A 15298-nucleotide genomic window follows, 5' to 3' on the forward strand; every position below is an offset into this window, starting at 1 on the left:
ACCTCCGGCGGGGCTCAGGCCAGCAGCTCGGCGAGCGCCCGGTCGCAGTCCAGGTGCCGCAGCTCCTGGCCCTCCGGGACGGCCAGCTGGCTGCGCCACAGGAAGCGGCGCAGGTCGGAGCGGGCGAACTGGAGCAGTGCGACGCCCTCGGGGGAGCGCAGTTCGACCATGGTGCGCATGCCGAACGAGGGCCGGATCCGGACGTCGCCCTCGCCGGCCGTCCGGTCCAGGCCGGCGGAGAGCAGCTGGCGGGCGAACACCCACTCGATGTCGGGGGCGGACCGGTCGTCGGAGGCGGCGGTGTCGAACGGATCGTGCGGGTCGATCGGTCCGTTGGGGTCGTACGGGTCGGCGTCCAGCGCGTACTCGGCCGGGAAGAGCATGCGGACGGCCAGCGGGTCCTCGGCGCGGTAGCGCAGGGTGACCCGGAGCAGGGCGGAGCGGTGGGTGCCGAGGATCAGGCGGGCCTGGGTGTGTTGTTCGACCGGTGCGGGGGCTGCGGACACGACGATTCCTCCGGAGTGTGGGGGTGCGACCGGTGTCGCCTTCCGTGACTGAAGAGTCGGAAGGAGTGGGTGGGATTACAGCGGTTTTGCAATTCTTTTGAGTGATCTGCGCCACAGCGGCAGGGATCAATCGGATATAACGGTCGCCCGGTGTGGGGGTGTTGTGGGCATACGCCCGGTTTTCCGGGCAGGATCGCGGGAGCCGACCGGGCCGCCGCCGGTCCGGCCGGGCCAGGGGAGGACGAGATCGTGGAGCCAGCAGTGCGGACGGCCGGAAGCCCACCGCTCGCCGCGTACACCGAGCTCTACCGCAGCCACCAGCGCGGGCTGCTGCGCTACGCCGGCGTCCTCACCGGCGGCGACCGCTGGCTGGCCGAGGACCTGGTCGCCGAGGCCCACCTGCGGGTGTGGCGGCGGCTGGCCGCCGGGCAGCTGATCGAGGACCCGCGGGCGTACCTGGCCACCACCGTCCGCCACCTGGCCGCCGTCCCGGTGCGCGAACGGGCCGCGCCGGACGTGCCCGGCGGGGAGAGCGGCGACCCGGCCGCCCGGATCGCCGAGATCGACCGGATGCGGCGGCTGCTCGCCCAGCTGCCCGAGCGGTGGGCGCACGCGCTGTGGCTGGCCGAGGTGGAGGGGCTGCCGCCCGGCGAGATCGGGGCCCGGCTCGGGGTGCGGCGCGGCGCGGCGGCGGTGCTGGTGCACCGGGCCCGCGAGGGGCTGCGGCTGGCGTACCTGCGCGACTACCCGGGCCGCCCGCGCAACCCGTCCTGCGCCGGGCACTGGCAGGCGCTGGCCGGGCAGGCCCGGGGCCGGGCCGGACGGCGGGCCGAGCAGCGGGTCGAACGGCACCTGCCGCACTGCGCGGACTGCCGGGGCCGGCTCGCCCTGCTGCGCCGGGTCAACCGGGGCCTGGCCGGGCTGGTGGGCAGCGTGATGGCGCTGCTGGGCGTGCTGGTGCCGGCTTCGCCGGGCGGCGGCGGGTCGCGGGAGCCGGTGTGCGAGGTCGGCCACCGGATCACCGCCCAGGGCGGGGGCCGGTTCACCGCGTGGCCGACCGTCCGCAGGACCTCCGACCGCCCGCCCGGGGGCCGGACGCTGCGCTGGCCGACCGACGACGGCGAGCGGCTGGTGGCGCTCCGGCCTGGCTCCGGCCGGGGCCGCGAGGAGGGCGGCGCGGTGCTGCCCCGCAGCGCGGCCGCGCCGCCGCCCGACACCGGCCCGGGGGCCGGCTCCACCGGCGCCGTGACGCACCCGTACACCGCCCCGGAAGCGATCACCGTGAACGGCCGACCGTGCCGCGTGAAGGTGTGGTGAGCGCCGCGCGACGGGAGTGGGACGCGCGCCACAGGCGGGTGCTGTCGCCGCGGTCCGACCCTCGGAAGGGGCTAGGCTGGGCGGGTTCCACGACCGCCCGCCGACCGCGGGAGACGGGCCTTGCACAGGCCCTGACCTGCGACGACCCCGTTCGGAGACCGTGACTACCGCCGCCTCCTCCTCGATGGCCCCGCTGTTCTCGCACGTCGACAGCCACCACCCCCGTCCCACCGGCACCTCCGCCGCCGCACACCTCTCCCCGGCCTTCCCCGGCCGTGCTCCCTGGGGCACCGCGGGCAGGCTCCGCGCCTGGCAGCAGGGCGCGCTGGACAAGTACATCGAGAAGCAGCCCCGGGACTTCCTGGCGGTCGCCACCCCGGGCGCCGGAAAGACCACCTTCGCCCTGACCCTGGCGTCCTACCTGCTGCACAACCACCTGGTGCAGCAGGTCACCGTGGTCGCGCCCACCGAGCACCTGAAGAAGCAGTGGGCGGAGGCCGCCGCCCGGATAGGCATCCGGCTGGACCCGGCGTACTCCTCGGGCCCGCTGTCCAAGGACTTCCACGGCATCGTGGTCACCTACGCGGGCGTCGGGGTCAACCCGATGCTGCACCGCAACCGGACCGAGGCCCGCAAGACGCTGGTGATCATGGACGAGATCCACCACGCCGGCGACTCCAAGTCCTGGGGCGAGGCCTGCTTCGAGGCGTTCGAGCCCGCCACCCGCCGGCTCGCGCTGACCGGTACGCCGTTCCGCTCGGACACCAACCCGATCCCGTTCGTCGCCTACGACGCGGGCAGCGACGGCATCCGCAAGTCCGTCGCCGACTACACCTACGGCTACGGGCACGCGCTCGCCGACCACGTGGTCCGCCCGGTGATCTTCCTCAGCTACTCCGGCAACATGCGCTGGCGCACCAAGTCCGGCGACGAGCTGGAGGCCCGGCTCGGCGAGCCGATGACCAAGGACCTGATCGCGCAGGCCTGGCGCACCGCGCTGTCCCCGCAGGGCGAGTGGATCCCGGCGGTGCTGCAGGCCGCCGACCGGCGGCTGACCGAGGTCCGCAAGGGCATCCCGGACGCCGGCGGCCTGGTGATCGCCACCGACCAGACGGTGGCCCGCGCCTACGCCAAGATGCTGCGTGAGATCTCCGGCGAGAAGGTCACGCTGGTGCTCTCCGACGAGAACGAGGCGTCCAAGCGGATCTCCGACTACGCCGAGGGCACCTCGCGCTGGATGGTCGCGGTGCGCATGGTGTCCGAGGGCGTCGACGTGCCCCGGCTGTGCGTCGGCGTGTACGCCACCTCGATCTCCACCCCGCTGTTCTTCGCGCAGGCCGTCGGTCGCTTCGTCCGGGCCCGCAAGCGCGGCGAGACCGCCTCGGTGTTCCTGCCGACCATCCCGATGCTGCTCGGCTTCGCCAACGAGATGGAGCTCCAGCGCGACCACGTGCTGGACCGCCCGAAGAAGGACGGCGAGGGCCTGTTCGACGAGGAGGACCGGCTGCTCGCCGAGGCCGAGAAGGCCAATGACGGGCCGGACACCGGCAGCGAGGAGTTCTCCTACGAGGCGCTGGGCAGCGAGGCGGTCTTCGACCGGGTGCTGTACAACGCCATGGAGTTCGGCATGCAGGCGCACCCCGGCAGCGAGGAGGAGGAGGACTACCTCGGCATCCCGGGCCTGCTCGAACCCGACCAGGTGCAGATGCTGCTGCAGAAGCGCCAGCACCGGCAGATCCAGCGCTCCAAGGGCCGTCCCGCCGAGGAGGCCGACCTGCTGGAGCTCCCCGCGGACGAGCGCCCGGTGGTCACCCATCAGGAGCTGCGCGAGCTGCGCAAGGAGCTGAACGCGCTGGTCGCCGCCTGGCACCACCGCACCAGCCAGCCGCACGGCACCATCCACAACGAGCTGCGCCGCCAGTGCGGCGGGCCGCTCACCGCGCAGGCCACGGCCAACCAGCTGAAGGCGCGGATCGGGAAAATTCGGGAGTGGGCCACCCAGGGGTGACCGCCTCGCCGGGAGCACCACCTTGACGGGCCGTCAGAATTTTCACCAAGGCTTGGCAAAGAATATGTGGAGACGGGCGGTCAGATGATCCGCTAATCTTCCGCATGCCGGTGCCGGGGGGGACCAACACGTTGGTGCGCCTCGGCATGCGGCCGACCTGCCGATGCCGTCCCGTCCGACGCTCCGGCCCGCACGCGAAAGAGGAGCCATCGTGGCGTACCCCAACCAGAACCCGCAGATGTCCGACAAGTCGAAGATCGTCGCGGGCGTCCTGCAGATCCTGCTCGGCTACCTCGGCATCGGCCGCTTCTACACCGGCCACGTCGGCATCGGCATCGCCCAGCTGCTCACCTGCGGCGGCTTCGGCGTCTGGTCGCTGATCGACGGCATCCTCTTCCTGGTCAGCAACGACCGCACCGACGCCCAGGGCCGCCTGCTGCAGGGCTGACCTTGCGCGCCGAGGCGAACGGCCGGCACCCCCGCCCCGCGGACACCCGCGGCGGGGGCGCCGGCCGTTCGCCGTTCGCCCTGCTGCGGCACCCCGTCGCCAACCCGCTCGGGCTGCTCGCCGCCGGGTCGGCCGGTGCGGCCTACCTGTACACCCGGAACCCGCACCTGCCCGGCCAGGCCCTGCCGTTCTGCCCGTGGCGACGGCTGACGGGCCTTCAGTGCCCCGGCTGCGGCGGCACCCGGATGGCGTGGGACCTGCTGCACGGCGACCTGCTCGCCGCCTGGCACGACAACGCCGCGCTGCTGCTCGCGCTCCCCTTCGTCGCCGCCTGGTACCTGGTGCGGCTGCGCCACGGGCTGGCCGGCCGGCGCTGGAAGCTGCGCCTCGGGCCGCGCGGCGTCGCCGCGGTGCTGGCCGCGGCCGTGCTCTGGACCGTCGGCCGCAACCTCCTCTGACCCCTCGCGGTCGGGGCCGGATGTCCGGCTACCGGTCAGATATCGAACACCAGAGCGGCGGGCTCGGGAGTTTTGGGTGCCTTGTCCGTTTTTTGGTCGCGACTTTCCAACGATGTGGATCGGATTTTGAACAACCACTTCCGCAGCACACCTCCCGTTCACTAGCGTCTGCCCAAATCCCGTCCGGGCCCCCACCCCGCAGCCCGGCCGGACAACCGCGGAGCCCTGTGCCCGGCCGACGGCGCCGAGTCCGGACTCCCACGCCGGAAACCCCGCTGGCGTTTGATCAATTCCGGTGCAGCCAAAGGTAGTTGTGCCGTAGGGTCGGATTCGCCGCGGAAAGGACCTGGCGTTCGTGACTGCTGAGACCTCTCAGACCCTGGACCGGGGTGTCCGGGTACTGAAACTGCTTGCCGACTCCGAGCGCGGGCTGACGGTGACCGAGCTGGCCGCCCGACTGGCCGTCAACCGCACGGTGGTGTACCGCCTGCTGGCCACCCTGGAGCAGCACGGACTGGTCCGCCGCGACATCGGCGGCCGCGCCCGGGTCGGCCTCGGCGTGCTGCGCCTCGCCCACCGGGTGCACCCGCTGCTGCGCGAGGCCGCGCTGCCCGCGCTGCGCTCGCTCGCCGAGGACCTCGGCGCCACCGCCCACCTCACCCTGGTCGACGGCAACGAGGCGCTCGCCGTCGCCGTGGTCGAACCGACCTGGACGGACTTCCACGTCGCCTACCGCACCGGCCTGCGCCACCCGCTCACCGAGAGCGCGGCCGGCCGGGCGATCCTGGACGCCCGCGGCTTCCCCGGCCAGCGCCGCCCCGAGCACGGCTTCGTGATCACCCGCGCCGAGGAGCAGTCGGGCGCCTGCGGCGCCGCCGCCGCGCTGATCGGCCTGAGCGGCATCGAGGGCAGCGTCGGCGTGGTGATGCTCAACGGCCTGGTGCCCGAGCGGGTCGGCCCGCGCGTGGTGGAGGCGGCCACCGAGGTCGCCGACGCGCTGCGCTGAAACCGGACGCCGGGGGGCGGTCGATCCGCGCGGCCGTCCCTGGCGGCGGCCCCGGTGTGTTTGGATGCGGGGTGTGCCTCTCCAGAACCTGCCCACGGCCCTGACCGCCCCGCGCAGCCGCGCCCTCGCCCTGTGCGCGCTGCCGGTGCTGGCACTGTTCGCGGTGGCCGCGTTCGTACCGCTGCCCTACACCCTGGAGTGGCCCGGCGTCACCGCCGACACCCTGGGCGCCTACAAGGGCCGACAGGTGATCACCGTCTCCGGGGCGCAGCAGCGCGCCACCCAGGGCCAGCTGCGGATGGTCACCATCACGGCCACCGAGCCGGGGCACCGCAACTCCCTGTGGGACTCGCTGCGGGCCTGGGTCGCCCCCAAGCAGGTCGTGGTGCCCACCGACGAGGTCTACCCGCAGAGCAACCCGGCGCAGGCCAACCAGGTGACGCAGCAGCAGATGACGCAGTCCCGGGACGACGCCACGACGGCCGCCCTGGGCTACCTGCACCTGTCGCCGGACCAGGTGCAGGTCACCATCGACCTCGGCGACATCGGCGGGCCGAGCGCGGGCCAGATGCTGGCCCTGGGCATCGTGGACAAGATCGCCGGCGACGGCCGGGGCGGCGACCTGACCGGCGGCCGGATCGTGGCGGGCACCGGCACCATCGACGCGGAGGGGCGGGTCGGCCCGGTCGGCGGCGTCCCGCTGAAAACCCAGGCGGCGTCCCGCGACGGGGCCACCGTGTTCCTGCTGCCGCGCAGCGAGTGCACGCAGGCCAAGGTCAACACCCCCGACGGGCTCCAGCTCGTCCCGGTGGACACCCTCGCCGAGTCGGTCGCCGCCCTCCAGGCGCTGCACGACGGCGGCGCCGTCCCGCACTGCTGAACCGGCCCTGACGCCGCGTCGGGCCGGCGGCCCGCAGGCCGGGCGCGGCAGTCGTCACGTCCCGGCCGGCCCGGGCCCGCAGCGTCCCGGCCGCAGCCGTCGACCGGTGCGCCGGCGGGAGCGGCGGCGCCACCGCGAGCGCAGGCGGGTCGTCGCCCGGCACGATCGGCCCCGCCGGGCCCGGCTCGCGCCCGCCCCCGGGAGGCGATCGGCGATGCCCGCCGTCAGGCCCCGTCCGCGGCGCCCGGTGATCGGCGCGGCCCGCCGTCAGATCCCGTCCGCGGCGCCCGCGGCCTGCTCCACCAGCGGCAGGATCCGGTACGGCACCGGGTTCTCCAGGGCGATCGCGGTGGACGCCCGGACGATCCCGTCGAAGCCGACCACCCGGTCGATCACCCGCTGCAGATCCGCGTTGGACCGGGCCACGATCCGCACCAGCATGTCGCCGTGCCCGGTGATGGTGTGCAGCTCCAGCACCTCCGGCACCGCCGCCAGGTGCGCCCGGACCACCGAGCCCTGCCCCTGCGAGATCTCCAGCGTCGCGAACGCCGTCACCGGATAGCCCAGCGCCCCCGGATCCACCTGCGGGCCGAACCCGCCGATCACCCCGCGGGCCTGCAACCGGTCCAGCCGGGCCTGCACCGTGCCGCGCGCCACCTGCAGGCGGCGCGAACACTCCAGCACCCCGATCCGCGGCTCCTCGGCGAGCAGCCGGATCAGCTTTCCGTCCAGTGCGTCGATGGCATCGGGCTGCGGGGGCACGGGCGGCTCCTCGGTGGTGCGGGCTTCGACCGACATTGTGGGGTCGGCGCGGGCCGCCCGTCAGCCCCCCGAGCTGCGCGTCACCCCGGGACGACCTGCACGTCCGGCTGGTAGCCGTTCCACGTCACGTACACCTGGGAGGCCCGGTCGTCCTTGGAGAACAGCACCCGCAGCCACTGGTCGCCGTGCCAGACCTGCATCGTCCAGCCGGCCTCCGGGGTCGCCGACACCAACTCGGCGTCGTGCTCCCGGATGTCGAGCGCCACCCGGCCGCCCGGCATCAGGTAGCTCTTCACCGTCCCGGTGGTGCTGCTCGGCGTGGCGCGGATCGCCGCGGTGCTGTGCGACGGCGAGGACTGGCTCCGGCTCGGGGCCGGAACCGGGGCCGGGTCCGCGCTCGGGTCCGGGGCCGGACCGGGGTGCGGGGGCGTCGTGGCGCCGGCCGGGCCCGGACTGTCGGAGCCGCCCGGGTCGCCCGGAGCGGCCGACGGGACGCCCGTCGTCGAGGGCGGCGGCACGGTCGCCGCCGGCCCCGGGTGCGAGGTGGCCGTCGGCGGCAGCGGCAGCGCCACCGGCCCTTCGAACACCGTGTCGGCCAGTACCGCGTGCACGCCGAGCCAGGACAGCGCCACCGCCGCCCCGGTGGCTGCCGTCCAGGCGCCCAGTTGAACCCATCCGCTCCGCATTGCGGGCCATCCTGCCGTACTCAGGTCACGGGCAGGTCAGTGACCCCATTAATCCTCAGCAACCTTGCAGATCACGGTTCCAGAGGATCCGTCAGGCCCCCGACCGGCACCGCCCCTACCCCCCGAGGTACAGACCAGTTGGTCGCGATGCCGTACCGTGCAGCCCCATGGCAACAGTGCTTGTGGTCGAGGACGACCCCTTTGTGCGTTCCGCCCTGATCCGCCATCTGGCCGATTCCGGCCACGCCGTGCGCTCCGTCGGCACCGCCCTGGAGGCGCTGCGCGAAGTCGCCCAGGTCGGCTGCGACCTGGTGATCCTCGATCTGGGCCTGCCCGATCTGGACGGCAGCGAGGCGCTCAAGATGATCCGCGGACTGACCAACGTGCCGGTCATCATCTCCACGGCCCGCGACGACGAGGCGGAGATCGTCCGGCTGCTGAACGACGGCGCGGACGACTACCTGGTGAAACCGTTCTCCGGGGAACACCTCACCGCCCGGATGGCAGCCGTGCTGCGCCGGCTCGGCGGCGGCTCCCTGATGGCGCCTCAGATCCTGCGGGTCGGCGGCCTCGCCATCGACCCGCAGCGGCGCGAGGCGCTGCTCGACGGAGAACGCCTCGATCTCACCCGGCGCGAGTTCGACCTGCTGGCCTTCCTCGCCGCCCGGCCCGGCGTGGTCGTCCCGCGCAAGGAGATCCTGGCCGAGGTGTGGCGGCAGACCTACGGCGGCGACCAGACCATCGACGTCCACCTGTCCTGGCTGCGCCGCAAACTCGGCGAGACCGCCTCCAGCCCGCGCTACCTGCACACCGTGCGCGGCGTCGGCGTCCGGCTGGAAGCGCCCGTCGGACCGGTCGGGTGCACGACATGAAACGCCTGCTCCGCTCGCTGCGCTGGGCGATGGTCAAGGCGGCCGTCGCCGGCACCGTCATGGTCGCGCTGGCGTTCCTCATCCCGCTCGGCCTGGTCGTCCAGCACACCGCCCGCGACCGGGCGATCACCACCGCCCAGCGGCAGGCCGCCGCGCTCGGCCCCGCGCTCGCCATCACCACCGACCAGGCCGCCATCGCCCGCGCCCTGGCCTCCACCGACGCCGGCGCCCAGGACCGGCTGGCCGTCCACCTGCCCGACGGTCCGGTGGTCGGCAACGCCCGGATCGACCCCGGGCAGTTCAGCTCCGTCGACGACCAGGGCGAGCGCCGGTTCCGGGGCGGCACCGTCCGCACCGGCGGCGGCTACGCCCTGCTCGAACCGGTCGCCGTCGACAACGGCCGGGTCGCCGTGGTCGAGGTGTTCGTCCCCGACGCCGATCTGTCGCGCGGCGTCGGCACCGCCTGGCTGGTGCTCTCCGGCGTCGCGCTCGCCCTGGTCGCGGTCTCCGTCGCGGTCGCCGACCGCATGGGCACCCGGATCGTCCGCTCTGCCCGCCGCCTCGCCGCCGCCGCCCGCTCGCTCGGCTCCGGCAACCTCGCCGTCCGCGTCCCGGTCGACGGCTCCGAAGCGGCGGGCGCACCCGAAGAACTCCGCGAAGCCGCCTACGCGTTCAACGCCATGGCCGACCGGGTCGTGCACCTGCTCGCCGCCGAACGGGAACTCGCCGCCGACCTGTCGCACCGGCTGCGCACCCCGCTCACCGTGCTCCGGCTCAACGCCGCCGCACTCGGCGCGGGCGACGCCGCCGACGCCACCCGGCACGCCGTCGCCCAGCTCGAACGCGAGGTCGACCAGATCATCCGCACCGCCCGCCGGGACCCCGTGGACGCCCCGCCGGTCGTCCTCGGCTGCGACGCCACCGAAGTGATCCGCGAACGCGTCGCGTTCTGGTCGGCCCTCGCCGAGGACGAGGGCCGGCCCTGGCAGCTGGCCGGCGACGCGGAACCGGCGCCCGTGCCCGTGCAGCGCGGCGACCTGGCCGCCGCCGTCGACGCGCTGCTCGGCAACGTCTTCCGGCACACCGCCGTCGGCACCGCCTTCGCCGTCGACCTGACCGTCACCGAGGACGCCGTGACCGTCCTGGTCGGTGACGCCGGACCGGGCTTCGCCGACCCGGCCCCGGCGATCCGCCGCGGCGCCGGCCACGGCGGCGAGGGCTCCACCGGCCTCGGCCTGGACATCGTCCGCAAACTCGCCGAGGGCACCGGCGGCGACGTCACCCTCGGCCGCGCCGCCGCGCTCGGCGGCGCCGAGATCGCGGTGCGGCTCAACACCCGCACCCAAGTCGAACTGCCGCGCCAGCAACGGCGCCGCTCCGGCCGACTGATCCGCAAGGACTGACCACCGGCCGATGAAACCGACACAGCAGCTGTTACCGCGGGGGCGACAGCTGGTGTCGCTCCTCTTCCTTAAGTACTCCCTAGTACCGCCTCAGCGGCGTCTGATGCCGCCCCGGCCGTGCCGATCCGGCCCACCGGTCCCGCTAGGGTCGGCCCACGCCGATCGTCGTCCGCGTCGGCGCGCAGCCCGTGGTGTGCGGTGGCCGACCGCACGCCGGGCGCCCGGCCGATCGACTCCCTGACGCGGCCACTCGAACCAGCGGTCGCCCCGGGCCGGGGCCGCGCCCGGCCGGTCACCCTTCCCCGTGACCGCTGCGGGTGGGCCCCCGGAGGGGAGCCCGGGGCGACCGCGACCGGATCGGCGTCCGCCACCTCCGGTCCGTACTCCTACTCCTCTGTGCCTCTACTCCTTACCCCTACTCCTTGCCGCTGCCCCTCGTCCGGACCTCGTCGGACCTCGTAGGGCCGTTCGTCCGAGCCGTTCGTCCGGGCCGCCGTCCGGGCCGCTCGTCAGGACGGGGCTTCGGAGCGACCACGATCACGTCCGCGACCGGTGGCGCGGGGCGGGAGGTCCGGTAGTGTCGGCTGCTGGCCCAGCGCAGGTCGAACGGCGGACGGAGCAACACAGTGACCACGGTGCAAGCAGAGCGCGCCACACCCTCCGGCGGGCCCGATCGGCCGGCCGTTCCCGCCTGGCAGCGCGCCCTCACCGCACCCGCCCGCCTGCTCGCCGCCGTCCTTGCCGCGCTGCGCGCCGCACCCCGGCGGCAGCTGCGCACCGCCACCGCGGTCGCGCTGGTCTCGCTGCTCGGCTACGCGACCGTGCGGCACTTCGTCGGCACCTCGATGGTCGACATGATCGTCTACCGGGCCGAGGGCTCCGCCGTCGCCCACGGCCAGGACCTGTACGCGCTGCGGGTCACCAAGTGGGACCTGCCCGCGACCTACCCGCCGTTCGCCGCCATGCTGTTCGTGCCGACCACCTGGTTCGGCGTACCGTTCCTGCGGGTCGCCGTCACCCTCGGGAACCTGCTGCTGCTGGCCACCCTGGCCCACCTGTCCTTCAAGCTGGTCGGCTGGCCGCGCCGCGAACTGCGACCGATCGGCGTGATCCTGATCACCGGACTGGGCGTCTGGCTGGAACCCGTCTTCACCACCCTGCGCTACGGGCAGATCAACCTCGCGCTGGCCTGCCTGATCCTCTGGGACCTCACCCGCCCCGACCACGCCCGCTCCAAGGGCCTCGCCATCGGCATCGCCGCCGGCATCAAGGTCACCCCCGGCCTGTTCGCCGTCTACCTGCTGATCACCGGCCGGGTCCGGGCCGCCATGGTGGCCGCCGCCGCCTTCGTCGGCACCTTCCTGATCGGCGCGCTGGTCCTGCCGGACGCCACCCACGGCTTCTGGACGAAGTACCTGTTCGACTCCACCCGGGTCGGCAAGACCGTCATCGTCGACAACCAGTCGCTGACCGGCCTGGTCGCCCGCCTGCTGCACACCGAGAACCCCGGACTGCCCGCCACCGCGCTCGCCGCCCTGGTCGCCGTCGGCGGCCTCGGCATCGCCCTCTGGGCCCACCGCAGCGCCCGCTGGTCGCCGCGGGCCGACGCCTGGAGCGTGTGCGCCGCGCTGGTCACCGCCGTGCTGGTCTCCCCGATCAGCTGGACCCACCACTGGGTGTGGTGCGTGCCGATGCTGGTGCTGCTCGCCGCCGAGGCCGCCCACGAACGCTCCCGCCCCGCCGCCGTCCGGCGCGCCCGCTGGCGGATCGTGTTCGGCCTGACCCTGTTCGGCTTCCTCTCGTTCGCGATGTGGGTCGTCCCGCACAAGGGCGACCTGGACCTGCACCTGCCCGTCCCGAGCCAGCTGCCCGCCTCGATCTACCCCCTGCTCGGCCTGTGCTTCCTGGCCGTCGCCGGCCTGCGCGTGCACTCCCGCCGCCGCGCCGCCGGCGCCCCGCTGGTCCGCCTCCCCGCCCCGCGCACCGACCCCGACGGGCTCGGCAGCACCGACACCCAGAAGGCCCCCGCGGCCCACTGAGCACCGGCCCCGCCGACTCCCGCCCGGAGCCCGGCGCGGGCCGTCACGCCAGCAACTCGGCGAGCGAGCCGTCCAGGTCCATCGCCTCCAGCTCGGCACCCGGCGGCACCAGCCGGTGCGCCCGCTCCAGCCAGGCCGCCACCACCGGCAGCGGCGCCTCCAGCAGCGCGTCGCCGGCCGGCGAGCTCAGCGCCATGCACAGCACGCTGCGCCGCCCCGCCCGGGTCGGCCAGATCCGCACGTCGCCCTGACCGCACGGGCGGAACGTTCCCTCCACCAGCAGCTCACGGGCGAACACCCAGGTGACCGGCGTCCCGCTGTCCAGGTGGAAGGTCACGTACACCGCGAACGGGTCGTGGCTCCCGTACGACAGCCGCGCCGGCACCGCGACGCTGCGCTCCGGCGACAGCACCAGTTCCAGCTCCAGCTCCTGCTCCACCACTCCGGTCGACTGTCCGGCCATGGCCGCTCACCCTCTCGCCTCCGTGTGAGGCCGCCGATCGACCGCACACCCGAGAGACGACGGGCGCCGCGCACTCTTACACGGGTTTCCGAGAACTTTTCCGGCGGACTTTCCGCAGAACCTTTTCCCCGCCGCCCCGGTTGTTCCGGGCGGGACACCGGACAGGACACCGGACCGGCCGACCACAGCCCCCCGGTGCGACCGACCCGACTCCCAGGACTCGCGCCGTACCACTCGAGTCCGTCCCGTTCCACCTGTTTCACGAGTTCCGACGAACCAGGCGGACCGGGCCCCTCCAGGTACTACTCTTTGTGACTGCCCGGCGACTCTCCGCCCGCGGCGGCCCTGTTGCGCACATCCGCACACCTGCACGCCGCGGTGCCGGTACGAAGGAAGAGGCAATGACGGACCGGCTCCCCACCGCAGCACCGACGCTCGGCACGACCGTGCCCGCCGAAGCCGGCGCACCCGGCTACTACCCCGACCCCTCGGTACCCGGCTTCGTCCGCTACTGGGCCGGCCACGCCTGGGTGCCCGGCACCAGCCGCGCCGCCCCCGCCCCCGGCGAACAGCTCCAGCCCCCGCGCTTCGTCGCCCGCTACCTCGGCCCGCCGCCCTACAGCCTCCCGCCCGGCCTCGTCCCCGCCGCGCCCACCGGCCCGCTGATCGAGACCGGCCCCATCTACCTCGACGAGACCGGCGCCCACACCGCCTTCAACATGCCCGCCCACCCCGACCCGGTGGAACCCCTGCCCGCCGCCGTCGAGATCCTCCCCCTCGCCGGGACATCCCCGGTGCGCCCCGTCGAGCCCACCCCCTGGGCCGTCACCGGCAACGGCCTCCAGCCCGCCGCCGGGGAGTCCTGGGCCACGGCGGCCGCGCTCCGTCTGGGGCCGGTGGCGGCTCAGGCTGCGGTGCCGGCCGGGGTGCCGACTGCCGTGCCGGCTGCTGTGCCGGCTGCTGTGCCGCTGTCGGCCGGGGAGGCGGCGGTGGTGGCACCGCGGGTGCCGGTGGGGGAGGCGCGGGAGGCGCGGGGCGTCCGGGAGCGTCGCGAGATCGCGGAGGCGTTCGCGGCCGAGAGCGGGTTCGCGGCCGGGTTCGAGGGCGGGTCCGTGGCCGGGTCCGCAGCCGGGTTCGAGGCTGCGGGCGGGGTGCAGGGCGGGGAGCGGGTTCCGGTGGAGCCGGTGATCGTGGAGGAGGTCGTGCCGCGCCCGGCCCAACCGCTCGGCGGGACGCCCTGGCACGGGGGCGGGGCCGCTGCCGGAGACGCAGACGGTGACGGTTCGGTGGGGATGTCGGTCGCGCCGGGGCCGCTGTACGAGCCGCGACCGGTGTACGAGCCGCTGCGGGGGCGGAGCGCGGGGGAGGCGCGTGGGGGTGGAGTGCGCCCCGGCGGAACACGTTCGAGCGGAGCGCGTGCGAGTGGAGCGCGCGCGAGCGCGCCGGTCGCGGAGGACGTGCCCAGCGCCGAGTCGGCCGCCGGTTCCGGGGACGGTTCGGGTGCCGGTTCTGCCGTCCCTCCGGGCGCGGGTTCGGGTGCGGGTTCCGGCGCAGGTTCGGGCTGGCGGGCGGACCCACGGGCGCAGCGTGGGCTGATGGACACCGGGGAGGCTCCGCGGCGAGTCTCCTGGGGCGTCGACGCGGCACCCGCCGAGGCCCCGGCCGTCCCGGTCGCTCCTGTTGCGGCCGCGGCGGCTGCGGCTGCCGCTACCGCTGCTGCCGCTGCCGCTGCCGCCGAGCCGTTGTCGCCGCTGGAGCGGGCCGCGCGGGAGCCGCGGGCGGCGCATGTCACCAGTGAGCGGGTGCGGCCGCCGCGCGAGGGCCGGGCGGGGCCGCCGGTGGGTGAAGCGGGGCCGCGGGTCGCCCCGGCCGAGGCGTCGCGTCCCGCCGCGCGGGTGCGCAGCAGCAGCGGCAGTGGTGGCGGCGAGCAGCGGAAGGCGGCGGCTCCGGCGCCCGTCCCGGCGGGGATCGCGATGCGGGCGTTCGGATGGCTGGTCGACGCGGCGGTGACGGTGGTGGTCGGGGCGGCCGTCGCGGTGCCGATGGCGGCCACCGTCGCGGAGCACGTCCGGAAGAAGATCGAGCAGGCGCAGCTGGCCGCCCGGTTGACCGGCCGTCAGCACCAGGTGTGGCTGCTGGACCAGGTGGTGCTGGGCCGGCTGGGCGTGGTGATCGGCGTGCTGCTGCTGTTCGCGCTGCTGTACCAGGTGCTGCCGGTCGCGCGGACGGGCCAGACCTTCGGCAAGCGGCTGGCCCGGGTCCGGGTGGTCGTGGTGGGCGGCACCCGTCCGCCGGGCTTCGGGCGTTCGTTGCTGCGCTGGCTGGTGGGCGGGCTCGGCAACGTCCTGCTGGTGGGCCTGTTCGCGCCGCTGCTGGACCGTCCCGCCCGACGCGGCTGGCACGACCGGGCGGCCCGGACCAGGGTGGTTCGGGTGGGGCGGCGCTGACGG

14 protein-coding genes are annotated in these 15298 nt (G+C 74.7%); 10 read left to right on the top strand and 4 right to left on the bottom strand.

Features of this window, described 5'->3' with window-relative positions:
- Positions 1-14: 14 nt before the first annotated feature.
- On the bottom strand, positions 15-506 hold the full coding sequence (locus ACIQF6_RS27120; protein WP_400899475.1) for an SsgA family sporulation/cell division regulator: 492 nt from the start codon (positions 504-506) through the stop codon (positions 15-17).
- Positions 507-755: 249 nt separating this feature from the next.
- Between ACIQF6_RS27120 and ACIQF6_RS27125 the strand changes: the two genes are divergently transcribed.
- The 6 genes from ACIQF6_RS27125 (at position 756) to ACIQF6_RS27150 (ending at position 6623) form a co-directional block, all read left to right on the top strand.
- Entirely contained in the window at positions 756-1823 is a 1068-nt protein-coding gene (locus tag ACIQF6_RS27125; RefSeq protein ID WP_400899477.1) for a sigma factor-like helix-turn-helix DNA-binding protein, read from the top strand.
- Positions 1824-2007: 184 nt separating this feature from the next.
- Complete coding sequence (locus ACIQF6_RS27130) at positions 2008-3831, top strand: DEAD/DEAH box helicase (RefSeq protein ID WP_400899752.1); 1824 nt, start codon at positions 2008-2010, stop codon at positions 3829-3831.
- A 238-nt stretch (positions 3832-4069) separates the two neighbouring features.
- On the top strand, positions 4070-4279 hold the full coding sequence (locus ACIQF6_RS27135) for a TM2 domain-containing protein (RefSeq protein ID WP_400899755.1): 210 nt from the start codon (positions 4070-4072) through the stop codon (positions 4277-4279).
- 80 nt (positions 4280-4359) lie between these two features.
- Positions 4360-4737, top strand: coding sequence for a DUF2752 domain-containing protein (locus tag ACIQF6_RS27140; RefSeq protein ID WP_400899757.1), 378 nt, complete (start codon positions 4360-4362; stop codon positions 4735-4737).
- A gap of 355 nt (positions 4738-5092) precedes the next feature.
- Positions 5093-5743 (top strand): IclR family transcriptional regulator, encoded by a 651-nt coding sequence (locus tag ACIQF6_RS27145; protein WP_400899479.1) that lies wholly within the window; start codon positions 5093-5095, stop codon positions 5741-5743.
- 64 nt (positions 5744-5807) lie between these two features.
- Positions 5808-6623, top strand: coding sequence for a S16 family serine protease (locus ACIQF6_RS27150; RefSeq protein WP_400899481.1), 816 nt, complete (start codon positions 5808-5810; stop codon positions 6621-6623).
- 267 nt (positions 6624-6890) lie between these two features.
- Here the strand turns inward: ACIQF6_RS27150 and ACIQF6_RS27155 are convergent, their stop codons facing one another.
- Entirely contained in the window at positions 6891-7385 is a 495-nt protein-coding gene (locus ACIQF6_RS27155; protein ID WP_400899483.1) for an Lrp/AsnC family transcriptional regulator, read from the bottom strand.
- Between the two features lie 80 nt (positions 7386-7465).
- Positions 7466-8071 (bottom strand): hypothetical protein, encoded by a 606-nt coding sequence (locus tag ACIQF6_RS27160; RefSeq protein ID WP_400899485.1) that lies wholly within the window; start codon positions 8069-8071, stop codon positions 7466-7468.
- Between the two features lie 167 nt (positions 8072-8238).
- Between ACIQF6_RS27160 and ACIQF6_RS27165 the strand changes: the two genes are divergently transcribed.
- The 3 genes from ACIQF6_RS27165 to ACIQF6_RS27175 all read left to right on the top strand — a co-directional run bounded on the left by ACIQF6_RS27165 (position 8239) and on the right by ACIQF6_RS27175 (position 12385).
- Positions 8239-8943 carry a response regulator transcription factor gene (locus ACIQF6_RS27165; RefSeq protein ID WP_400899487.1) on the top strand — a complete coding sequence of 235 codons (705 nt, stop codon included), beginning with the start codon at positions 8239-8241 and terminating at the stop codon, positions 8941-8943.
- Positions 8944-8960: 17 nt separating this feature from the next.
- Positions 8961-10346, top strand: a complete 1386-nt coding sequence (locus tag ACIQF6_RS27170) for a sensor histidine kinase (RefSeq protein ID WP_400899759.1) — start codon at positions 8961-8963, stop codon at positions 10344-10346.
- Positions 10347-10972: 626 nt separating this feature from the next.
- Positions 10973-12385: a glycosyltransferase 87 family protein gene (locus tag ACIQF6_RS27175; protein WP_400899489.1), complete on the top strand. Its 1413-nt coding sequence runs from the start codon at positions 10973-10975 to the stop codon at positions 12383-12385.
- Between the two features lie 43 nt (positions 12386-12428).
- On the opposite strand, the gene ACIQF6_RS27180 is transcribed toward ACIQF6_RS27175, so the two are convergent.
- The gene (locus tag ACIQF6_RS27180; protein ID WP_400899491.1) at positions 12429-12848 is read right to left on the bottom strand and encodes an SsgA family sporulation/cell division regulator; all 420 of its coding nucleotides are present in this window, start codon (positions 12846-12848) and stop codon (positions 12429-12431) included.
- Positions 12849-13249: 401 nt separating this feature from the next.
- On the opposite strand from ACIQF6_RS27180, the gene ACIQF6_RS27185 reads away from it, so the two are divergent.
- Entirely contained in the window at positions 13250-15295 is a 2046-nt protein-coding gene (locus ACIQF6_RS27185) for an RDD family protein (RefSeq protein WP_400899493.1), read from the top strand.
- Positions 15296-15298 lie beyond the last annotated feature (3 nt).

This window comes from Kitasatospora sp. NPDC092948 (assembly GCF_044754805.1).
Classification (GTDB): Bacteria; Actinomycetota; Actinomycetes; order Streptomycetales; family Streptomycetaceae; genus Kitasatospora.